Annotated in this window: 12 protein-coding genes; 2 read left to right on the top strand and 10 right to left on the bottom strand. The window is 38.2% G+C overall.

Annotated elements, in window-relative coordinates:
• Positions 1-10: 10 nt before the first annotated feature.
• From V9G42_01200 to V9G42_01215, 4 genes are all read right to left on the bottom strand, one after another.
• Positions 11-5,125 carry a PKD domain-containing protein gene (locus V9G42_01200; GenBank protein ID MEI2758028.1) on the bottom strand — a complete coding sequence of 1,705 codons (5,115 nt, stop codon included), beginning with the start codon at positions 5,123-5,125 and terminating at the stop codon, positions 11-13.
• 109 nt (positions 5,126-5,234) lie between these two features.
• Positions 5,235-6,785 (bottom strand): T9SS type A sorting domain-containing protein, encoded by a 1,551-nt coding sequence (locus V9G42_01205; GenBank protein ID MEI2758029.1) that lies wholly within the window; start codon positions 6,783-6,785, stop codon positions 5,235-5,237.
• Positions 6,786-6,890: 105 nt separating this feature from the next.
• The gene (locus tag V9G42_01210) at positions 6,891-9,638 is read right to left on the bottom strand and encodes a pitrilysin family protein (GenBank protein MEI2758030.1); all 2,748 of its coding nucleotides are present in this window, start codon (positions 9,636-9,638) and stop codon (positions 6,891-6,893) included.
• Positions 9,639-9,670: 32 nt separating this feature from the next.
• Complete coding sequence (locus V9G42_01215; GenBank protein MEI2758031.1) at positions 9,671-10,522, bottom strand: M43 family zinc metalloprotease; 852 nt, start codon at positions 10,520-10,522, stop codon at positions 9,671-9,673.
• A gap of 140 nt (positions 10,523-10,662) precedes the next feature.
• Between V9G42_01215 and V9G42_01220 the strand changes: the two genes are divergently transcribed.
• Positions 10,663-15,003 (top strand): PKD domain-containing protein, encoded by a 4,341-nt coding sequence (locus V9G42_01220; GenBank protein MEI2758032.1) that lies wholly within the window; start codon positions 10,663-10,665, stop codon positions 15,001-15,003.
• An 11-nt stretch (positions 15,004-15,014) separates the two neighbouring features.
• Here the strand turns inward: V9G42_01220 and pheS are convergent, their stop codons facing one another.
• From pheS to V9G42_01235, 3 genes are all read right to left on the bottom strand, one after another.
• Positions 15,015-16,037, bottom strand: a complete 1,023-nt coding sequence (pheS, locus tag V9G42_01225; GenBank protein ID MEI2758033.1) for a phenylalanine--tRNA ligase subunit alpha — start codon at positions 16,035-16,037, stop codon at positions 15,015-15,017.
• 99 nt (positions 16,038-16,136) lie between these two features.
• Positions 16,137-19,448, bottom strand: a complete 3,312-nt coding sequence (gene secA / locus V9G42_01230; protein MEI2758034.1) for a preprotein translocase subunit SecA — start codon at positions 19,446-19,448, stop codon at positions 16,137-16,139.
• 200 nt (positions 19,449-19,648) lie between these two features.
• Positions 19,649-20,158: a DUF6438 domain-containing protein gene (locus V9G42_01235; GenBank protein ID MEI2758035.1), complete on the bottom strand. Its 510-nt coding sequence runs from the start codon at positions 20,156-20,158 to the stop codon at positions 19,649-19,651.
• Between the two features lie 98 nt (positions 20,159-20,256).
• Here V9G42_01235 and V9G42_01240 point away from each other — a divergent pair, with 98 nt between their 5' ends.
• A complete protein-coding gene (locus V9G42_01240) occupies positions 20,257-21,558 on the top strand; it encodes a hypothetical protein (protein MEI2758036.1) in 1,302 nt (433 codons plus the stop codon).
• Between the two features lie 41 nt (positions 21,559-21,599).
• On the opposite strand, the gene V9G42_01245 is transcribed toward V9G42_01240, so the two are convergent.
• The 3 genes from V9G42_01245 to V9G42_01255 form a co-directional block, all read right to left on the bottom strand.
• Positions 21,600-22,688 carry a class I SAM-dependent methyltransferase gene (locus V9G42_01245; GenBank protein MEI2758037.1) on the bottom strand — a complete coding sequence of 363 codons (1,089 nt, stop codon included), beginning with the start codon at positions 22,686-22,688 and terminating at the stop codon, positions 21,600-21,602.
• A 4-nt stretch (positions 22,689-22,692) separates the two neighbouring features.
• Complete coding sequence (locus tag V9G42_01250; GenBank protein MEI2758038.1) at positions 22,693-23,352, bottom strand: YdcF family protein; 660 nt, start codon at positions 23,350-23,352, stop codon at positions 22,693-22,695.
• A gap of 70 nt (positions 23,353-23,422) precedes the next feature.
• Positions 23,423-24,052: a hypothetical protein gene (locus V9G42_01255; GenBank protein MEI2758039.1), complete on the bottom strand. Its 630-nt coding sequence runs from the start codon at positions 24,050-24,052 to the stop codon at positions 23,423-23,425.
• Positions 24,053-24,135: the final 83 nt, after the last annotated feature.

A 24,135-nucleotide genomic window follows, 5' to 3' on the forward strand; every position in this document is an offset into this window, starting at 1 on the left:
AACAGTTTTACTATCTGATTAGGTTTATATTTCCAACATAAAAATGTTGCTTACTGAATAAATCGCGAACTGTTGCTTTATATATGTAAACACCTTGTTGCACTTTGTTTCCTAAATAGGTTCCATCCCACCCTTTGCTTAAATCATTTGAAGTAAATAATAACTGACCCCAGCGATTAAAAACCTGTATGTGAAATTGAACAATGCCAATGCCGTAAGCATTCAAGGTTTCGTTGAAGCCATCATCGTTTGGTGTAAATGAATTTGGCATGTAAAAAGTAAAGTCATCTTTTATTTCTATACTGACTAATGCTGTATCCTTACAACCGTCTGCACTTTCTATATATTGTACAATGGTATATTGCTCTGGCTTATCATACCAATGAGAAGGATTTTGTTCTGTTGTATTCGTTGTATCTCCAAAATCATAGAACCATGATACTGCATTCCATGACCGGTCTTTAATTTCAATCAATGGATGCAAAATTGTATTACTTAATGGTTCTGCTACAAAAGAAGCTTCAGGTTTTGCAAAAACGTGTAAGTAGTCCTGCCGCAAAAAAGTATCGCGGCATCCTAAATCTGTTTCAACAAATAACACAGGACTAAAATATCCTGCCTGATCATAAACAACTGCTGCAGGGAATTTTAATGTATCTGCTATACCATTTCCAAAATCCCAATTCCATTTTGTTATAACCCCTTCATTGGTAACTGAGCTATCAGAAAATAAAACCCAAAGTGGCTGACATCCTTCAACAGTATCTGCAATAAATCCTGCTTCGGGTAACTGATAAACTCTATAAATATGTTTTATGCTATCAACACATTGATTGGCTGTTGTAACAACTAAAGTAATTTCAAAGTCGCCTGTACCTGAAAAGGTATAGGCAGGATTAGTTACAGAAGAACCTGAGCCATCGCCAAAATGCCATTGATTGGAAACAATACTTCCTGCAACAACATTACTTGAATTATTAAAAATCATAGGCTGATCTTTACAAACATTCAATGCTGAAAATGCTGCCTGTGGTTTTGGTGCAACGGTAACAGAATCTGCAACTGTATCACTGCAACCAAAACTATTGGTTACAACAAGTTCTGTATAATAAACGCCATAAGCACCATAATCGTGAACGGGATTTTGAAGTGCGGATTGATCGCCATCACCAAATTGCCACTGCCAAATTTGCAAGGAATCATTTACCGTTGAAGACTGATCAAAGAATGCAACCGGTGCTAACTGACATGCATTGCTGTGTGCAAAAGTTGCGATAGGCTTATCATGTATAATCACGGCAATGGTAGTGTCATTCTTACACCCATTACTTCCTGTAACTTCAAGGTTTATATTATAACTGCCCTCGTTCTGATAAACATGAGTAGGTGAAAAAATCGAATCACTTGAATTGTCTCCCCATTGCCAAAAGGTATTTGCAATACTCCCTCCTGACAATGTTGATTGATTATTGGGTACCAGAGCAGATTGTTCACAAATGTCATTAACAGAAAAAGCTACGTCAGGCAAATGGTTTACTAATACAGGAACTGAAACAGAATCTGAACAACCATTTGTTGCACGAACAATCAGCTTAACAAAAACGTTTCCCGACTGTAAAAATGTATGTAACGGTGATGCTATTGACGCACTGGTACTATCACCAAAACTCCATTTCCACCAATTGATGTTATAACCTGCTAAAGCCGATGTGTCCTGAAACTGTACAGGACTGCCGACACAGGGATTGGAAAAAATAAAACCTACATCAGGCAGCGGCCTGATGATAACGTTCTTTGCAATTGTCTTGCTGCAAAAACCTTCATTCTGTACTGTCAGTGAAACAGTGTACATTGTATCCAGTGAAAAAATATGTGACGGAGATTGTATTGTCGAAGTGGTACTATCACCAAAGTTCCATGACCATGAAATTAAACTATCGGAAACAGGAAGTGATAAGTCGTTAAAAAGTGTTGCATTTCCCAAACAGACATGTGGTGCAAAAAAATTGGCTACAGGTAAAGGAAACACACGAACCGTGTCTATAGCTGTGTCTTTACATGCAAAGTCTGATGTTGCAATTAACTGCACCTGATAATATCCGTCAAGCGTAAAAGTGTTTTGTCCATGTTGTGTTGCAGAAGTATGTCCATCACCAAAATCCCATTGCCAGCTTACAATATTTCCTGATGGTATATTTGATGTATTTTGAAATACTTCAACTGTATTAACACAGGCACTTCCTGTAGCAAACTGTGCCAATGGTTTTGGTCGTACAGTAATATTTTGAGTGACAGTTGCCTTACAATTGTTATTGCCTGTTACAGTGAGTGTAACCGGTTGAACTCCGTAATTTGCAAATACAAACTGTGGGTTGGCAATATTTGCAGTGCCACTTCCAAAATCCCATAACCATCCGGAAATACTTCCATTTATCAATGCTGAAGTATCATAAAAACTTCCGTTTGCTGACTGACACATTTCGTCCCAACGGAATCCTGCAACAGGCAGTGGTTTAATAAAAACTGGTCTGTAAACAGTATCGCTGCAACCGAGTGTATTACCTACAATCAATCCAATTTGCACAAAACCTGTATCAGTATAAACATGAAAGACGCTATCTGTACCGGTCAGAAAAGTACCATCACCAAAATCCCATTTCAGGTAATTGATACTTCCATTTGTAGATGTTGAAATACTGTTCAGATTAATACTGTCATTAACACAACTTGATGAGTTTGTAAACGATGGTATTGGTTTACCACTTACACTTACTTCATGTAATACCGTATGTGTACAACCATTGTTGCTTGTAACAGTTAAATAAGCATTGTAGCTTCCCGGTGCAGCATAGCTATGCGTTGTAGTTGCTGTATTGCCATGTGCGGTTCCATCACCAAAATCCCAATCCCATCCTATAATGGTGCCCGAAGAAATAGTTGATGTGCTGGAAAATGATAACGGCACTAAAGCGCATCCTGATGGTGCAGTAAATTTAGATACCGGTGTTATAGAAGTTGAAATATTATTTACAACACTATCAATGCAACCATTTGAAGCACCAACAATACTCATCACTGCGTAAGTGCCTGTACCGGTGTATGTGTGGTTAACGTTCTGGCCCGCTGTCTGCGCACTGCCATCACCAAAATTCCAAATCCACGAATTTATTGTTGTACCTGCCGGTGCAACAGCAGTACTGTTGAACTGAGCCTGCTGTCCGGGACAAACAGGCATTGAGGTAAATGATGCAACAGGAGAAGGTTTAACTGTAATACTTCGTGCCATAGAGTCACGGCATCCGTTATCGCCTAAAACAACCAATGAAATATTAAAACTTCCTGTGCTGTTATACTGGTGAAACGGGTTTTGTAATGTTGAATTTGTTCCATCACCAAAATACCACAACCATGATGAAATACTGCCACCTGCAAGACTTGATGCATCATTAAACGCTGTAAATTGTGATTCGCATGACCCACTGTTTGTAAAAGCTGCTGTTGGTAAACTTGCCATAGCAACACCTTTAGTAATGGTGTCTGTGCAGCCATTACTGCCTGTAACAATCAGCTGAACTGAGTAGTTGCCACCACCGTTATAAACATGAACCGGATTAGCAGTAACATCTAAGGGTGAGCCATCACCAAAATCCCATTGCCATGCAGTAATGGTGCCGCCCGTCAGTTGAGAAACATCAGTAAAAGTAACGGTATTGTTCATGCACTGAACACTAAATGTAAATCCTGCTACAGGATCAGGCATAGGCGATACAGGTTTAACAATAGTATCTGCACAGCCATTATCTCCTGTAACAATAAGTGAAACATCATAGGGCCCCATACCACTGTAAACATGTGTTGGGTCAGATGCTGATGATGAAAGAAGTCCATCACCAAACAACCATTCATAACTTGTTATTGTTCCGGAAGGGAAACTCGCATTCTGATTAAAAGTTACAGCCTGATTTGGGCATCCGGGTATAAAAGTAAAGTCCGAAACAGGGGAAGGTAAAATACTTATTGACTTGGTTATAGATTTGGTACAACCTCCTGCATTGGTTGCTGTAAGTGTAACATTATAATTTCCTGAAGATGGAAACTGATGCCATGGGTTCTGCATTGTTGAAGTAGTACCATCGCCAAAGTCCCACAGCCATTGGTTAACTGGCGAGCCAGACTGAACATAAGAGGAATCGAAAAACTGGGTTCCGCTCTCGCAGCCTGGATTGAAATTAAAATTTGAATACAACTGTGTAACGGCAATAACCTGATTTAGTGTAACAACACATCCGGTAACTGAGGTCATCTGAACTGAATATGTAGCACCTATGACAGGATTATTGATTGTGATGGTTTGCGATGTTGCACCATTACTCCAAAGGTAGGAGGCAAATCCAGGAGGAGCAATAAGCAATGCTGTAGAACTTCCGGGGCAGTAATCGCTGGTAACAGTCATCGGGCTGCAATATGCATCAACATAAGCATAACCAAAGTGGCCACCTAAGGAACAATCACCGGTAGAAAACTCAATGGTTACCGTTTGACCCATGTAGGACGACAGTTCAATACCTACTGTTGTCCATGTTTTAAAATGAATATCGCTTCCAATGTTAGGATCGAACCAAGTCTGAAAACCGGGAATACCGGCACCGGAAACCACATTGTAAGTTCCGCAGCCAACAGGGTTACCTGCCTGATCAAATACGCGAATCTCAAAACGTGGTTGTTCTATGGGGTCGTGTACAGGGTCTTCTAAAACAACTGCATAACGGTAAATAAACAACTCTGTTTGTGGTGTAACCTGAAAGGAATAAGAAAGCTGTTCTGCTTGTGAGCCTGCCTGATCATTTCCTAATCGTGCGGAATAAGTACCACCGGGTGCCACAACAGGAATCTGATTGTTTGAATGGGGATCAAATCCCGCACCTGACATGATAGTATGTTGTCCGGTCACTATCCCGTTAGAAAACATACTGATAGGGCAGCAAGAGCCGGTTCGTCCTGTCCAGCCTACAAAATTCCCTAATTCAAAATCAAGATTGGTACAACTGCTTGGCTGTTGACCGTATGATAGATTACCTCCAACTGTCATCAAGAAAACAAGTAAATAGATGGAGGATACTTTCATGGTTAAATGAAATAATGGTTTTTGACTCTTTATAGCTTGTAAAAGTAACAGAATTTTTTTAAAAACAACATGTTCTTTCTAAAAAATTCAAGCAAGTGTATAGACCCGACTAAAGCTTTACGAATCTTTTGCAGATAGTACTTTTATTCTGAAATTCAATAACTATTGAATACACTCCTTCTTTAAGCATACTCAAATCCAATACTGAATTTTGCGTTATAGCATCTTTCTTCATCACCACTCCTAAAATGTTGCAAACCGAATAACTTACCGGTATATTTTCAGTATGAAATTGCACAGACACTTTATTTTGCACAGGGTTTGGCAGTAAAAGTACCGATTCATTGTTCTGTAACTCCTGAATGTTTTGAGTGACCAGGTTATATTTAATAATTCCTATCTGAGTTTCTTCCTGTAAAATAGAAATATTGTCAAAATTATTGGCAAAAATCACATAGTATGAAGCTGTGTCCAGATAGTGCTGGAGATAATTCTCATCTGTATTGTGGCTATCATTATAGCTTGCACTTCCTATAACAGCACCGTTAAACTTGTCAATTTTTAATACAAGAATATCGTTGTTGACAGGATTATTTGCTGTGTTAAAAAAACTATAAGATAAAAAAGCATATTGTTGATTAAAAGCAATATCGCCAAAGTCATACTGTCCCTGCGACTCCGGCACCAAACTAATATTGAACAATGAAACATCCTGTCCGGTGAATCCTAAAAAAAAGCTGTTGGACTTAATATAATATTGGTTTGTTTGCTGATCTACAGCAAACTTCTCAAGTTCATCAAAACAAGAAACATTACTTGTAAAATTTTTTGTTTCTGTCATTGTTAACATATCTACACTTGCTACCGACACAAAATGACCTACCGCATCAATAAAAGCAATTTTAAGTGTATCAAAATCCTGAAAGACAATATGAGATGTGCCCATTGTATGACTGTAAATAGTATCTGCAAGTACAGCTCCGCTGCTTCCATCAACTTTAATAAGACGTGAACTATAGTTTGTTAAAGTGGGGTCGGCATTACGTACATACATCAATACTTCGTCTAAAGAATTCAGAAACAAAGTTGGCTTATCATTACTATTTGTACTCAGCACCGGCAATGCTGTCATCCACTGAAATAGGCCATTCACACTGAACTTATAAATTCTAACAGAATCAGAAACCATGCAGGTAAAAAAATCTGTTGCGGACAAATTACTTAGTGGTGCAGCTATAGTTCCATTGTTAACAGTAATTTCATTACTCCAGTCAGTTGTCAGATTTTCACTCATTGAATTATGAAACAACTTTATCACTCCACTGTTCGCATTATATTTAATGAGAGAGGTAATATAATGATTGGCTACATGAATGGTTCCACCACCATAATAAAAAGGTGACTGCACTGTATCATTGGTTAAAGTTATATTCTGAATATCATTTCCGGTATTCAAATCTACTTTTCTAAATCTCTGCAAATCATCTTCGTAAAATGAAAGTGTGAGCGTGTCCTGTTGAACATACTTGCCAAGAGGGTAAGAAAATGTATGTGGCTGAAGAGAATCGAAACAGCAAAAATTATTTACCCATTGCTGTGTGAATTGTGCTTTTAAACAAAAGCTACTCAACAAAAACATTACTGTTCCAAAATATTTCACTTTGAAAGTTGATTTTTAGAAACCATTTTAAAAATGATAATTGAGTTGAATAAATCAATCATCATCTTGTTAGGTATTACAATGTAAAATGCCTAAGCTGGGAATTTACTTCTTTCGGTTAAAATCACCTGCCTGAACAAATGAAATTTTGTCTGGATTAATCCACTTTTTCATTGCAGCATTTACATCTTCTACCTTCAATGCTTTAATTTTATTTTCAAACTCTTCATCCCATTTTATGGAGCGGCCGAGGTATATATAGCTGTTAAGCTTGCTGCATAATTCTCTGTCCTGAGAGCGGCTTACTGACCTTGCCTGTATTAATCCTTTCACAGCATCTGTAAGTTCGGTATTTGTAAATCCTTCGTTCAACATTTTCTGAATTTCTTCCTTCCATGCTGCTATCAGTTTTTCTGAGTTATCGGGATTATAGATGGCATAAGACAAAAATCCTCCTGATTCATCTAAAGAACTTGCCTGCAATTGTGAGCCAACACCATAGCTTATTCCTTCTTTCTGTCTGATGCGTGTTGCAAGTCGCGAGTTCAGAAAGCCTCCGCCCAACATATAATTTCCAACTAATAATGCGGGATAATCTGCATTGTCATCTTTCAACGGTAAATTCATTCCTGCCACCATCATTGCATTGGCTTTGTCGGGTGTATTGATTTTTTCGTTTACAGGGGTCACATCAAAATAAGGCTCAATTGCACGCTCATATAAAACCGGTGAGCCCCATTTATCAAGTAAATTATTCAGTGAAATAACCAATGATGGCTCATCAAAATCGCCAACAATAGCAGCAGTTGCATTTGAAGTGGTATAAAACCTTTCATAAAAATTTTTGATGTCAGCCAGCGTAAGTTTATTCAATGCATCCTTTTCCTCATCAAAACTCATTTCATAACGAAAATCGTCTTTGGGATAAGGATTAAGTGTTTTGCCAAATACCCTGAATGCGATTGACTGTGGTTCGCTGCGTGAACTTTCAAGATTGGAGATTTGTTCTTCTTTTAACTTATCAAACTCTGCCTGTGCAAATGCCGGTTGTTTAATGATTTCACCTATCAGATTTAAAATACCACTCAGGTTTTCTTTAGTTGTTGTTATTGATACATTAACAGTTTGCCCATCACCACGTATGCCAACATTGGATTTAAGTTTATCTATCTCGTCATTAATTTGCTGAAATGATTTATTCTTTGTTCCTCTTCTTAACATCGAAGCGGTGAATGATGCAGCAGTGCCTTTGTTTTGCATTACAGCAGCATTGCCCATTCTCAATGTAATGTTCACACTGACATTACCGCCACGAGTAGTTTTTTTCAGTAGTGTATATTTGGCACCTCCGGAAATAGTTGCCTGTTTTATTCTGTTACTGATGTTTGCAGGTGATGGATCAAATGCTTCTGCTTCTGCCAATGCTTTTTTCCCTTTATAATCTTTAACTAATGACTGAACATCAGGTGTTGCAGGAATCACCGCTCTGTCTGGTGTTGCATCAGGAATAAAAAGTCCTGTCGTTCGGTTGCTGGGTTTAAAATACTCTGCAGCCACTCTGTTCACATCGGCAGTAGTAACTTTTTCCAATGCATCACGATAAATAAAATACAAACGCCAATCGCCTTGAGAAATAAATTCACTCAGTGAAAGTCCTACCCTATCGCTGTTGTTAAACATCAATGACAGTTGCTTTATAATAGCATTCTTGCCACGCTCTGTTTCTTCGTTCGTAATAGGATTTTTACTCAGGTTATCAAAAATACCTTTCATTGTATTCATGACTGTATCAAGAGGCTTGTCTTTTAAAACTTCTGCATAGAAATAGGCATATCCCGGGTCTTTAAGTTGAAAAGAATAGCCCGATGTGCTTGTAGCTTTTTTTGTTTCTACCAGTGCTTTATACAATCTTCCTGAAGGCTCGTTGGTTAAAGCTTCTATCAAAACTTCAATAGCGGCATAGTCGGCATGAGAACCTGAGGGAATATGATATCCGCAAGAGGCAACCTGCACATCGCCCACTCTGCGTAAAACAACATTACGCTCGCCATCCTGAACAGGTTCTACTGTAAAAGTCTCCTGTAATTTACGTTCAGGTTTAGGTATAGGGCTAAAATACTCATTCACTAATTGAAGTGTTTTTTGCTCATCAATCTTACCGGCAATGGTAAGCACTGCATTATCCGGTTGATAATATTTATGATAAAATGCTTTCAGGTTTTCAATAGGAACACGTTCAATATCTTCTTTTGAACCAATGGTAGATTTTCCGTAGTTGTGCCATAGATAAGCTGTTGACATTACACGTTCTTCCAATACACTTGACGGGCTATTCTCTCCTCTTTCAAATTCATTTCGCACAACAGAAAATTCCGATTCAAGATCCTTCTTGTTGATGAATGAATTAACCATTCTATCGCTCTCAAGACTTAAAGCCCATCGAAGATTTTCTTCTGTTGCATTGAATGTTTCAAAATAATTTGTCCTGTCATACCATGTAGTTCCGTTTGGTCTTGCACCATGTGCTGTAAGTTCCTGCGGAATATTAGGATGTTTGGTAGAACCTTTAAACACCATGTGCTCTAATAAATGCGCCATTCCTGATTCGCCATATCCTTCCATGCGCGAGCCAACCAGGTAAGTAATGTTTACAGTGATTGTTGATTTTGATGGATCGGGAAACAGTAATACACGCAAGCCATTGTTGAGTTTATATTCCGTAATCCCTTCTACTGAAGTAACTTTAACGGGGGTAGTTGCTGTCTTGGTTTTGTCTTGTGCAAATCCATTAAAGGAATACAGTGCTATATAGACAAATGCAAGTACAAACTGATTTAATATTCGCAATTTCATAATGATGTGAGTTTAACTAATATAAAATTTTATTACCAAAGATAGTTTCTGTTAGTCAGAAATTGTTGTATCATCCAATTAAACTGTTGTGAGGTAAAACCGCATTTACAACCGGCAGAATAATATGACATGATGTTGCCAATATGCGGCACATACCAATTGCCTGAAGGGTCTGGCAGATAAGGAAGCATCTGACAGTCTGCACCATTTAATCCATTAGGATCTGCGGGGGTATCGCAAATCAGATCACCTGCAACCAGACAATTTGTACCATTAATGAGTTCTACGCCATTGGCTGTTTCAAAAGTATGATAGAGACCGAAAAAATGTCCCATCTCATGAGAAAAAGTTTTGCCATCACCAACACATGACTTATTCAGAAAAATCATGTCGCGTCCACCCGGAAAATGAGCATAACCACAAACTGATGAATTTGTATTGTCAAATAATGTATTGCTGAAATAAACATTTATTGTATTGGGGGTATAGTATAAATTGTAAACTTCATTTTCATGTTTCAATGCATAAAAATCATTGTAATTATAATTGTTTACATACACAAACTCACAGATGCTGAACGACAAACACATTGGTGCAAAGTCGTTATTTAAAATCTGCAATGCCGACAAAATGGATGCCTGTGTGATACCATCGGCACCGGTACTGTCACGAAAAATATAGGCAGTGATAGAAAGTGTTTTATTCAAACAGTTAATTGGAAAAAAAAGCCCACGCTGATTCTGCGAAGAACTTAAATTAGCTGCTGCTTCAGCCTGCATTTTGGCTGTATCAATAACCGTTCCGCACATGCCCTGTGCATTACCGTCTGATACTGTAAAAGCACAGAAAAATAAAATGACGTAAATTAAAGTTGCTGTTTTCATGCAAAGGCTATACTTTTGAGTGATTGAAAATTCATCTTACCGCATACTTACACTACAAACATATAAATTTTTTACATCGTTACCGAAAAGCCGTAAATTTGAAAACAAAAATTAACATTTCACTTTTTTCTTCATTCATCTTGAAAAGAATTTGTTTCTTCATTCTTTTTTGGAGTATATCCAATGCAAGTGCACAAATTACTGCAAGCACCACAAGTGGTTGTGCACCTCTGGTAAATGTCAATTTTACTTCTCCGGCAGGATTGACAAATATTGACTGGGATTTTGGTGATATGACAACATCAAATCTTCCTAATCCGGTACATACTTTTTTTACATCAGGCAGTTTTAATGTTGTTTGTACAGGTTTACTATCAGGAAATCCTTTTATTGACTCTATAAAAATAAATGTATTCCGAAAACCATTTGCATCACTTACAGCAACACCTCCGCTTTCAGGATGTGTTCCTTTAACAGTGCATTTTAATGATTCCTCTGTCGGTGGTGGTGGCACAGCCATTGTTTCAAGGCAGTGGGCATTTGGTGATGGTGCAACCAATGTAGGAAACAACCCCTCACCAACAAACATATACTCTCTTGCCGGAAGTTTTGCTGTCACGTTAAAAGTAACCGATGCCAATGGCTGCGACACTTCTATTTCTGTTCCAAATTATATAAACACCAGTATTCAACCTAATGCTGTAATATCAACAGTACCCAATCCACCTACTGGTTGCACTCCTCCATTATTGGTTGCCTTTTCTGCCTCTGCATCAACTTCTAATTCTACTACAGGAACAGGCCTTACCTACTTTTGGGATTTTGGTGGTGGAAACACATCAACAGTTGTATCACCTCCATCAATAAACTATCCTACAACCGGAACTTTTAATATTTCTCTTACAGTGACCGATAATAACAACTGTCCTAAAACAGTTACCACACAGGTTTTTATTAATCAACCTTTTGCTTCGTTTTATGCAGTTGGTGCGGTTAATGATACTGTTTGTCCTACAGTCATGTTCAAAAGTCAGTCTAGCGGCACCAATCCAATCTATAACTATGGTGATGGCACCTCAGGTGTTGACAGTATTCACACCTATGCACCGGGTACTTATCAGGTAACCTTGCAGGTATTGAATGGAATATGCTCTGACGATACAACCATTACCATTCATGTAGAAGATGTTGTTGCCAACTTTACTTCAACACCAAGTTACAGTTGCAGTTGGCCACTTACTGTTCAATATACCAGTACAGTTTCAACAGCAGGAACCTACCAATGGATTTTTGGTGATGGCACAACTTCAAACCTTGCCAATCCAAGTCATACTTTCTATCGTCCGGATACAAACCAATACACCATTTATGATTATTACTACTACACAGATCAATTAACTTTTACAAGTGTACATGGTTGTAAAGATACCGTTGTAATACAAAAAAACGATACGGTGTTTAGTATCACTGCGCGTTTTATGCCCAATAAGTCCATTGGCTGTGCGCCAATGACAGTTACTTTTTCTGATTCAAGCCGCTCGCGTGAGTCAATTGTAAATTACACCTATCTGTTTGGCGATGGTACGCAAACTTCAGGAAGCAATGGTGTGGTTTCGCATACTTACAACACACCGGGTATTTACTATGTGAGGTTAGTAGTTACAAATGCAGCAGGCTGTAAAGACACTTCTTTTGTGATTCCAATTTACGTTGGTTCTGCTGTCACAACTGCCTTTACCGTTGTACCTACGACAATATGCGCCTACACACCGGTACAATTTAATGTCCTTAATCCGGACACTAATAATATTTATCATTTTTCAGGTGATGGAGGAATGTTGTCTCACTGTTATAATCAGACCAATCCTATTTGGAATTTCAACACACAAACCGGACAACAGACAATTACACTTTCTACTTCAAACAATGGTTGCGTCAGCACAGCCACACAAAATGTCACTGTAAAAGGACCTATGGCAAAATTTTATGTGGCCGGAAACTGCAACACCCCTTTTAAATATAATTTCCCTGCAACAATTAACGATGCTTCTACATGGAACTGGGACTTTGGTGATGGTACTGCATTAATTAATTCAGGAAACATAAATCCAACACATACCTATGCTGCTACAGGTGACTATTGGGTAAAGTTGACTTCATTTAATACTACTTCTGGTTGTGCCCCCGATATTGATTCCAATATTGTTCGTGTCAGAAATTTATCGGCAAGCTTTACAGGAGATTCTGTAATCTGCACAGGTTATACTGCCAATGTAGATGCTTCTTCATCTATTGATGCTTATGGTAGTTGTAATGAAGGGTTTTTATGGTATTGGGGGGGGAATGCTTTTCCGCATAATTCAGCTTCGCCCATTGCATCACACATTTATTTTAATAATGGTCCCTTTTTTATTAAGTTGGTTGTTACCGACATAAACGGATGTGTTGACTCTGTGAAGAAAAAAATAAACGTGTATTCTTCCAATGCCTATTTTAAAACCAATAAAAACTACGGATGTCTTCCGCTTACGGTAAATTTTACAGACAGTAGTTTTGCTGATACAACCATAGCTACTTACTCATGGGATTTTGGTGATGGAAACACTTCTTCTGTTAAGAACCCTAGTCACACCTACACCACTGCACCCGCAGGCGGCAGCTGGACGGTAACACTGATTGTTACAGATTCTCTTGGCTGCACCAGTGTTTATCAAAAGACAATTACTGCGTCATTGCCTGATACGTTATTCTCTTCCACAAAAACAAATATTTGTGTAGGCGAGCCCATTGTATTCAACCCACATTTTACTGGTCATTCATCCTATTCGTGGAACTTTGGTGACGGCACCACATCTGCACAGGTCTCCCCGTCACATACTTATAATGCCTCTGGAGCATACACTGTAATATTATCTGTTACCGATTCAATAGGTTGCCCCGGAAGTAAAAAAATTACAAACTACATTAATGTGCAAGCATATCCAAAAGCAGGTTTTACCAGTAGTGCCGACAGTATGCTCAATAAATGCTATCCATTATTGGTAAATTTTTATGATACAAGTATTGTAAGTGTTTTTGGAAGCCGCAAGTGGAACCTAGGCAACAGCGCCAACATTTTTACAACGCCTGTGGCAGGAACCATTTATCAAACACCCGGAACTTACTACATTCAACTTATTGAAGAGACTACATTTGGTTGCAGAGACACCGCTTATGATACACTTCGTGTTCTTGGACCTGTTGGCAATTTCAACATTGCACCTGCAACAATCTGTAAAGGACAATCCATTACTTTCAGTATAAAAGATACAGCAGACCTTGGTGCATTTTCATGGGACTTTGGTGATGGTATGACCTCTCCGGGAATTTCACCAATAACACATACGTATAATATTAATCCAGTCAGCGGACAAACGCTTGTTGGGTTGGTGATGTGGTCGGCAGATTCGGCATGTACCTATACACAAACCAATCCTGTATTTATTCGAAAAGTGATTGCCAATTTCAACATTAACAGTGGTGACACTGCTTTATGTGTTGGTGAACCTGTAACCTTAGTGAACACTTCTCAAAATGCAAGTAACAACTACTGGAACTTTGGTAACGGTCAGACATTTAATGGTGCCACACCACCGTCATACACCATCAATCAAACAGGGGTTTACACCATTACCTTAGCAATAGATAATTCATCATGGGGGTGTAAGGATACTATCAGAAAAAAAATAAGCATCAATAACCTACCGGTAGTAACTGCAACCGGTGGCGACACTTGTTCCGGTAAACCAATAGTACTACATGCATCAGGTGGTGTAAGTTATCTGTGGTCGCCAGCAACGGGACTTTCAAGTACAACAGTCGCCAACCCTATTGCCACTCCTGGTCAAAGCACTATTTATACCGTATTGATAACAGATGTAAACGGATGTACAGGAGTAGCCACTGCGCCTGTAACAATTTACAGCCCGCCTCTGCAAGTAAATGTTACTCATTTACTTTTTGTAGGAGACTCTTTACAACTGAATACAGGACTTACAAATAATTTAATCATCAACTGGAATCCTGTTACAGGACTAAGTTGTGATCATTGTCCTGCCCCCTGGGCACAGCCTCTGGTTAATACACTTTATACTGCTACATTTACTGATTCCATAGGTTGTTTTTCCGGTATATCAAGATTCAATATTGAAATAGATCCACGAATAACTATTGATGTACCTACAGCTTTTTCACCCAACGGTGATGGCGATAACGATGTAATATATGTTAATGGACTTGGATTGAAACGTCTGATTGAATTTAAGATTTACAATCGTTGGGGGCAATTGATTTTTGAAAGTAACGACTTAAACAAAGGCTGGGATGGTTATTTTAAAGGTCAGTTGCAGAATGTAGAGACCTATGTTTATACAGCCAAAGCCGAAGGGTGGCTGAATGGTAAAATCGTGAGTAAGAAAGGAACTTTCAATCTGCTGAGATAAAATAAACTCCTTTACCCTATTCCACTAAACTGCTTCAAAAAGCGAACATCGTTTTCAGAAAAAATTCGTAGGTCGTTGATATTATAAACCAACATAGTGATTCTTTCTATTCCCATACCGAAAGCAAAACCACTGTAAACATTGCTGTCTATTTTACAGTTGTCGAGAACGGCAGGATCTATCATGCCACAGCCCAGAATTTCTACCCAGCCGGTGTATTTACAGATGTTACATCCTTCACCTTTACAAAAATTACAGGAAATATCCATTTCTGCAGATGGTTCTGTAAACGGGAAATAAGAAGGGCGTAATCTGATTTCAGTATCTGCACCAAACATCTCTCTGGCAAAATAGAGTAATGTTTGTTTCAAATCGGCAAAAGAGACATCTTTATCAATGTAGAGTCCTTCAACCTGATGAAAAAAACAATGTGCCCTTGCAGAAATTGCTTCATTGCGGTAAACTCTTCCGGGCGATATTGTACGCAACGGTGGTTTGTGCTTTTCCATAATTCTCACCTGCACAGATGATGTATGTGTGCGCAGTGCCAGATCAGGATTTTTGCGTATAAAAAAAGTATCCTGCATGTCGCGAGCCGGATGCTCTTCAGGAAAATTGAGTGCTGTAAAGTTATGCCAGTCGTCTTCTATTTCAGGACCATCAGAAACGGTGAATCCAACAGCACTGAAAATTTCAATAATTTTATTTCTGATAATTGATAGCGGATGCAAAGCACCTTCACTCAATGGCTCACCGGGTAAGGTGATGTCTATCTTCTTCTCTTCAGTAGTTATGTTCTCAAATTTTTCTTTAAAACTTTCGAAAATGGCTTCTGTCTTTTGCTTTAACAAATTAACCTGCAAGCCATAATTTTTTCTTTCAGCAGGTTCTATGTTTTTCATCAATGCAAACAAATCTGCCAACACCCCTTTCTTGGAAAGATATTTAAGACGGAAGTTTTCAAGATCGGCAGGTGATTGAATAGAAAATAATTCTGCCTCTTGAATATGCTGCTTAATTAATTCTTGCGACATAAGATAGAATAAGAAGATGCAAATTAACAATAAAAACTGCTGCTGTCAGCTAACATTTTAAATTGATTTAACAGTCAAATAAAATACCTGATGCAGCAATTAATCCACGCCTGCACCATGACAGTTTTTAAATTTTTTCCCACTACCGCAGGGGCAAGGGTCGTTTCGTCCGACCTTAACTTCGGCCTTAGCAGGTTGCTGTTTTGGTGGTTGCGGTGGCCCCTGTGGACGACTTTGTCCTCCTGAATCTGAGTCACTGTGGCTGGTTTGCATTTTGCTCATATCAGTACGTTGCTGTTGTACTTTAGCTTCACGCACGTTTTCCTGATTTTGCACAGGGATATAGCTTTTTATCAAAAACGAAACGATTTCTTTATTCACCCTGTCAATCATCTGTTTGAAAAGTTCAAACGATTCAAACTTATAAATCAACAGAGGGTCTTTTTGTTCGTACACCGCATTTTGTACACTCTGACGCAAGTCGTCCATTTCGCGCAGATGCTCTGTCCATGCTTCATCAATAAAATTAAGTACCGATGATTTTTCTAGAGAAGAAATTAACTCTTTACATTTTGAATCATACGACTTTTTCAACCCTGCAATTACATTCATTGCCTTTGTGCCATCACTGAATGGTACAACAACATCAACAATTGTCTGACCCTGATTGGTGAAAATATTTTCAATAACAGGGAATGCTTTTTCTGCAATAAGATTTGATTTCTGACGGTAATGGTTATTTGCTTTTTCAAAAACCATCTGTGTTAAATCTTCAAGCTTTATTTGTAAAAACTCTTTAGCATCAATTGGTGCTTCTATTGACAGATAACGAATCAGGTCTAACTGTAATGCATCAAAATCGCGCTCCTGATTGTAGCTGCTAACTATGCTTTCGCAAACATCGAATTGCATATTCATAATGTCGAGTGCAAGCCTTTCGCCAAACAACGCATGTCGTCTTTTCTTATAGATAACTTCACGCTGTGCATTCATCACATCATCGTATTCGAGCAAACGCTTACGTATTCCGAAGTTATTCTCTTCAACTTTCTTTTGTGCACGTTCAATAGATTTTGTAATCATGCTATGCTGGATTACCTCACCTTCTTCAATGCCCATTCTATCCATGAGTTTGGCAATTCTTTCACTGCCGAATAAACGCATCAAATCATCTTCTAACGAAACAAAAAACTGCGAAGAACCGGGATCACCCTGACGACCTGAACGTCCGCGCAACTGTCTGTCAACACGTCTTGAATCATGTCGCTCAGTACCAATAATGGCAAGACCACCTGCTTCTTTTACACCCTGACCCAATTTAATATCTGTACCACGTCCGGCCATGTTGGTAGCAATAGTTACCGTTCCTGCCTGCCCTGCTTCTGCAACAATATCCGCTTCTTTCTTATGCAACTTGGCATTTAAAACGTTGTGCTTAATATTTCTTTGCTTGAGCATTCGGCTAAGCAACTCCGAAATTTCAACCGATGTTGTTCCTACAAGAACCGGTCTGCCTGCTGCTGTGAGTTTGGCAATCTCTTCAATAACTGCATTATATTTTTCGCGCTTGGTTTTATAAACCAAATCTTCTCTGTCGTCACGAATAATTTTTTTGTTGGTTGGAATAACTACTACATCCAACTTATATATCTGCCAAAATTCACCTGCTTCTGTTTCTGCTGTACCTGTCATACCGGCCAGTTTGTGGTACATACGGAAGTAATTCTGCAAGGTCACTGTGGCATAGGTTTGCGTTGCTGCCTCAATCTTTACGCCTTCTTTGGCTTCAATAGCCTGATGCAAACCGTCAGAATATCTTCGTCCTTCAAGTACACGACCCGTTTGTTCATCAACAATCTTTACCTTTCCTTCGGCAATAATATATTCATCATCTTTTTCGAAAAGAGTATATGCTTTAAGTAACTGATTGATGGTGTGAATACGCTCTGATTTTACTGAGAAGTCGCGCATCAATGCTTCTTTACGCTCTAACTTTTCTTCGTTTGTTCCACCAGATTTTTCTATTTCTGCAATGGAAGCACCTACATCAGGCATAACAAAAAAGTTAACATCTTCGTTGTTTGCCGTAATTAGTTCAATCCCTTTCTCTGTCAGCTCAACTGTGTTATTTTTTTCATCAATCACAAAAAACAATTCTGCATCTACTTTATGCATTTCTTTTGACTGGTCTTGCATGTAGTGGTTTTCTGTTTTCTGCAATAATGCTCTTACACCTTGCTCACTTAAAAACTTAACCAATGCTCTGTTTTTCGGAAGACCTCTATATGCTCTTATCAATGGCATGCCGGCTTCATCGGGTTTGTTTTCTCCCAGTTTCTTTTTGGCATCGGCAATTACCGTGTTGATATAATTTCGTTGTGCATTAAAAAGAATTTCAACTTTAGGCTTCAATGCAAAATATTCCTGCGTGTCGCCTTTAGGTGTTGGACCTGAAATAATCAATGGTGTTCTTGCATCATCAACCAATACACTGTCCACCTCATCCACAATGGCATAGTGATGCGGTCGTTGTACCATCTCATGTGCATGACGCGTCATATTATCCCGCAGATAATCGAAACCAAACTCATTGTTTGTTCCGTAGGTGATATCAGCCAGGTAAGCCTTTCGTCTTTCTTCAGTGTTGGGCTGATGTTTGTCTATACAATCTACTGTAAGACCTAAAAATTCGAATATCGGACCATTCCACTCAGCATCTCGTTTGGCAAGATAATCGTTAACCGTAACAACATGCACTCCTGCACCTGCTAATGCATTGAGATAAATTGGTAATGTTGCAACAAGAGTTTTACCCTCACCGGTTGCCATCTCTGCAATTTTGCCCTGATGCAAAACAGAACCACCGATAAGCTGCACGTCATAATGAATCATGTTCCAGAGAACCTTACTTCCGGCAGCTGTCCAGGTATTGCTGTATATTGCCTTTTCACCTTCTATTCTGATACCATCACGCTTGGTTACCAGATTTCTATCATTATCGTTGGCTTCTACTGCCAGTTCTGCATTCTCTGTAAATCGTTTGGCAACTTCGCGGACAAGTGCAAATGCTTCGGGCTGAATTTCATTAAGCACCTCTTCTGTCTTCTTATTTCTCTCTTTTTTTAATGCATCTATACGATTATAAATTTCTTCCTTTCGGTTGGCATCCATTTCTGAATCGCTTTCAGCTTCTTCGTTTAGCTGAGAAAGTTCTGCATCAACCTCAGTAAGATAGTCTTGTATGCGTGTCTTAAATTCATTGGTTTTATTGCGTAAATCGTCATTGCTGAGTGCTGCCATGTTTTCGGCTGCTGCATTTACTGCTTCAATTACGGGTGACAGTGCTTTGTAATCGCTTTCGGCCTTACTGCCAAAAATTTTGGAAATAGTTTTATTAATAAAATCAATCATTGTTGCTGATTATAATGAGCTAAAAATAAAAGGTGACAAAAGTAACGTAAAGTGGCTGCAATTCAAAGTGATTTGCAAAGGTTGATTGCCTAAAAACTATGCTTTAAATGATTGGTGCATGAATTTAGGACCTCAATCAGCAAGCTGTTGTCAACTGAAATGCCAAAAAACATTTGGCGACATTATGGCATAAAAGGTTTCTAATCCTGTTGTTGTGCCGGTTTTTGTATCAGTCTCCACTGGCGATTTGGCTCTGTAAAAAACTTGTGCACTTTCTCTTCAAAATCCTTTAAAGAAGTTGGTGACTCGGGAACACCATCAAAAACACGTTTTGTTTTACCATTTAAATTCACTGTGACGATGGTAGCAGGGTAATCTGCAATACCCGGGTTATAAAAGCTATCCGGCATAGTAATAATTCCAGATTGCCTTGCTTCTTCAATAATATTATTCAGTTCCTGCTTTTCAATCTGTGTAGCATAAATTCCAAGGCTATCCATAAATCCTTTCCTGTTGATTACTGCATAACCGCTCTTATATAATGTTGCATCATAATATGGGCAACGGCCAAAACAAGGATAACGACTCATGCTGATGAGTAAACTGTCTGTTGAATTACTTTCAGAAACTTTTTTTGAAGTGTTGCATGAAAAGTTAACTGACAAAAGCAGGCCAACGAAAGGAACAGAAAATAAACTGACATATTTCATTCTGCAAATGTGAAAATAACTTTTGCCTTTATCAAATAACTGTGTGAAATAATATGAGCTGCTACATCCTTAGTAAAATCAATAAAAAATTTAAGAAAATGAAAAGTATAAAAATCATGGGAGTGTTATTACTCTCTGTCGGAACTGTGGCATTACTTACATCAATGAAAAAAAGCAGTGACCGTTTTAAAGTAAAAACTAAAGCCGAAAAAGGATGTGTTTTTCTTTCTGTTTTTGAAGCTGAAGGAATAGACTCGAACTTTATTTATTCAACACCGGTAAAGGTAAAAGAATCAATGTCATCGGCACTGGAGTGGATTAGCAAAGCACAATTAAAAGACGGTGGCTGGGGAGCAGGTTCTCATTCCAGACAATCGGTATTTGACCCACATGCCGTGAGTTCCGACCCGGCAACAACAGCTATGGTTGCTATGGCATTGCTACGAACAGGCAGTACTCCAACAACAGGAAAATATTCGGCCAACCTTTCTTTAGCAACAGAATACTTACTGAAACAAATTGAAGCTGCCGATGCACAAACATTAAATATCACTAAGCAAACAGCAACGCAGCCACAGGTTAAACTTGGTCAAAACATTGATGTTGTTCTTACCACACAGTATCTTACTAATCTAATGGATTACATCATTAACAATCAGACATTAAAAACAAGAGTAAGTAAAAGTCTTGATAAGTGCGTTGTTAAAATACAGCATGCACAGAGTGAAAATGGAAGTATTAAAGGTGCAGGATGGGCAGGTGTTTTGCAATCGTCCTTTGCAACCAATGCATTGGAAAGTGCAAAAGCAGCAGGTGCAGATGTTGACGAGGCAAAACTTGAGCGATATAAAAATTATCAGAAGGGAAACTATGATACAAAGACAAATTCTGTTGCCACAGGTGACGGTGCCGGAGTCATGTTATACAGTATTTCGGGTACTGCACGCAGTACTGCACGCGAAGCAAGTATTGCAAAAGATAAAATAGCAAAAGCAAAAAAAGACGGTAAATTATCGCCTTCTTCAACTGTCACAAGTGAAAGCTTGCAGGCTGCAGGTATGAATGAAGCTGATGCTTACAAATATGCTGCTGCCTATGAAATTAATCAGGCTGCCAGCAAGCAGGCACAGCGTAATGATGTGATGAATGGATTTGGCAGCAATGGTGGAGAGGAGTTTCTTTCATACCTGCAAACCGGTGAAGGACTAATTATCAGTAAGGATAAAGAATGGCATAAATGGTATGACAATGTGAGTGGACGACTTCTAAATATTCAGAATAATGATGGCAGCTGGAATGGGCATCACTGTATTACCAGTCCGGTTTTTTGCACAGCAACTTCTTTGCTTATACTATCTGTAAATAATGACATCGAAAAATTGGTGTCGCTGAATAAATAAAAAAGTATGGGAGTGCTGCATTTGCAGCACTCCCATACTTTTTAAGCTTTCACTTTACACTTCAGTATTGTATGAAAGCTCTCTCCTATCAAAGGGAATGTTTCAACAACTTCCAATCCTGCTTTTTCAACCAAACCGGCCATAGCTTTTACGCTGTACATTTTACTGTTGCCATTTGCCAGTGCAGTAAAATACAAGGATGTTGCCGTAAGACAATATGAAGCGGCTTCAAATTTTTGATTGTCAATAAATGGTTCAAGAATAAAAACTGTTGTGTGAGTTGACGCTGCCTGTCTTACATTTTCAAGAATGGCAACAATTTCATCTTCACCAAAACAATCTAAAAACTGACTCATCCAAACAACATCTGCACCTTTTGGAATTTTCTGACTTTTATCGAGTAGGTTAATCTCAAAATACGAAATGCGATCAGTAAGATTTCTTTTCTCAGCATTGGCTTTTGCAACTGCAATTTGCTGTGGCAGATCAAGAATTTTTACATGTACATCAGCATTGAATTCACAGGAAGCAAAGGCCCATTTCCCCGTATTTCCACCAATATCAAAAATGGTTGCCGGCTTTTCCTTAAACACAATGTTGAGTGCATCACGAAAAGCTTCATCACTATAAAAATGGTCAAACTCAAACCACGATTTTTTAATTTTTTCGGGCAGTGATGATAATGCAGGATAAATTGTTGGCCAGTTGCCAAGCGTTTTAAGTCCTTCAGGTTTTCCATTTTGAATAGACTCGGTCAGAAACTTGAATCCATCATAGCACACATCGTTTGTAAAGTTTATGTTAACACGAGTCATTTCATCAGAATTTAAAAAATATCCGAGCATAGTAACGGTTACAGTATGGTCGTCTAAATATTTTACAATATCGGCATTAGCTGCCATTTCGAGTAAAACTTTTACTCCATAAATACTTACGTTTGTTTTGTCACTTATCTCCTTTAGAGAGATTCCTTTTCTGTTTTTACATATCAGCGGTAAAATGCCTAAACGTTGCATGGCTACCACTACCTGAAAAACAACAGGTGCAAAAGCCAATTTCTGTGCTTCGTTTTTTGCTTCAAATGCAGTTAATTCGCGTTTAACTATCAAAGTATTTTCTTCTGAATCCATCTTTCTATTCCTGAACTATATTATGTGAATATTTTTTACGCAATCTTTTCTTCTTTAAATCTTCGATATGCCACTTTATATTTTTACCTAAAGTGCCTGCAAAACGTTGTTTAAAAGTTTCTTTCTCCGGCAAAGAAATAAAATTTTCTACTTTTTGCAATTTACCTTCTATATCAGGCTCATTATGTGGTAGCAAACGTAGTGTTTTGTACATAATTGGCAGATAAGAGATAGGCAGGCTAAAACGATGTATAAAGCTTACCATAGAACGTGTTTGCACCGGATCTGTTGCCAGTGCAATTTTTTTGAATCCTAACTTTTTAGCCAAACGATATGAATAATAAACATTTTCAACACTGTGCTCTGCTTTGTCTTCAACATAAATATGTTCTTCAGGAATCCCCATGGCTATAGCAAATGCTTTCATTGTCTTTCCTTCTACATAAGGTGAGTAAACAGCACTACCTGAAAAAATAATATTTTTAGCATAGCCATTCTGATAAAGAAATTTCGCCCAAATCATTCTCATTTGCACTACCTGTGGCCAGGGCTGGCCTTCAAAATAAGGAAATCCGGGAACTATAATTACATCAAATGGTTTTGTTGCAATTGCCTTACTATAGGCCTTTTCCTTCGATAAAAACAGACCACGGCAGGAAGACAAGAAAAAAGAAAGCAGGCAAAATAAGATAATCTGCCTGCTTAAAAGAAAGCACAAATTCTTATTCACCAAATTACTTGAATTTATTCTTCCAGGTTTTATAGTATTTACCTTCAATATCTTTTTTAAGTTTAGTTGCTGGCGCAATCCAATAGTTTTTCAAGCCAAAACCACCGGCTTTTTCTTCTATCTTTTCGGTGTAAAGCATCTTGTTGTTTGACAAATCAACAAATGTTACCCACAAAACAGCTTTTTCTAATGTTTTGTTGAAACTTTCAACTACATAAACCAATCCAATTGCATCTTTCTCTTTTGATTTATAATGTGAAACTGCTTTTTTAACATCATCTTCTCCAATAGAATAACTTCCATTTATAACTTTTTCATGCACATTAATTTTACTGTTGATATCCTGAACAACATCAACATTTGTCTCGTACTTATCATTCGTAAGTTTAAAAGCTTTTTGCAGACTGAATTTTTCATACTCTGCTACAAAAGTGTTGTTCCATGCGGCCAAAAATTTGTCTTTTACTGCAGCCGGGTCGGAAAAACCGTCAGTTCCGATAAATCGAGCTTGTGACAAATCATAACCCATAAATATGAGTTTAACATTGTTTTTAAAGAGTTCATTCATTTTCTCCTGCGAAAATGCATGAAGCATAATAAAGGAGAACAGTAAAGTAAGGCAGGTCTTTTTCATAATTTATAAGTTTGAAAATTTATTAAATGTAAATACTAAAATCTGTTTTTTTGAAATAATGTTGTTACTAATCAAATCAATGC

The organism is Bacteroidia bacterium (assembly GCA_037045145.1).
GTDB lineage: Bacteria > Bacteroidota > Bacteroidia > AKYH767-A > OLB10 > OLB10.

Excerpts from the sequence above, each read along its gene's own strand:
- V9G42_01200 (MEI2758028.1), bottom strand. The coding sequence starts at position 5,125 with ATGAAAGTATCCTCCATCTATTTACTTGTTTTCTTGATGACAGTTGGA.
- V9G42_01210 (MEI2758030.1), bottom strand. The coding sequence starts at position 9,638 with ATGAAATTGCGAATATTAAATCAGTTTGTACTTGCATTTGTCTATATA.
- V9G42_01215 (MEI2758031.1), bottom strand. The coding sequence starts at position 10,522 with ATGAAAACAGCAACTTTAATTTACGTCATTTTATTTTTCTGTGCTTTT.
- pheS (MEI2758033.1), bottom strand. The coding sequence starts at position 16,037 with ATGTCGCAAGAATTAATTAAGCAGCATATTCAAGAGGCAGAATTATTT.
- secA (MEI2758034.1), bottom strand. The coding sequence starts at position 19,448 with ATGATTGATTTTATTAATAAAACTATTTCCAAAATTTTTGGCAGTAAG.
- V9G42_01235 (MEI2758035.1), bottom strand. The coding sequence starts at position 20,158 with ATGAAATATGTCAGTTTATTTTCTGTTCCTTTCGTTGGCCTGCTTTTG.
- V9G42_01240 (MEI2758036.1), top strand. The coding sequence starts at position 20,257 with ATGAAAAGTATAAAAATCATGGGAGTGTTATTACTCTCTGTCGGAACT.
- V9G42_01245 (MEI2758037.1), bottom strand. The coding sequence starts at position 22,688 with ATGGATTCAGAAGAAAATACTTTGATAGTTAAACGCGAATTAACTGCA.
- V9G42_01255 (MEI2758039.1), bottom strand. The coding sequence starts at position 24,052 with ATGAAAAAGACCTGCCTTACTTTACTGTTCTCCTTTATTATGCTTCAT.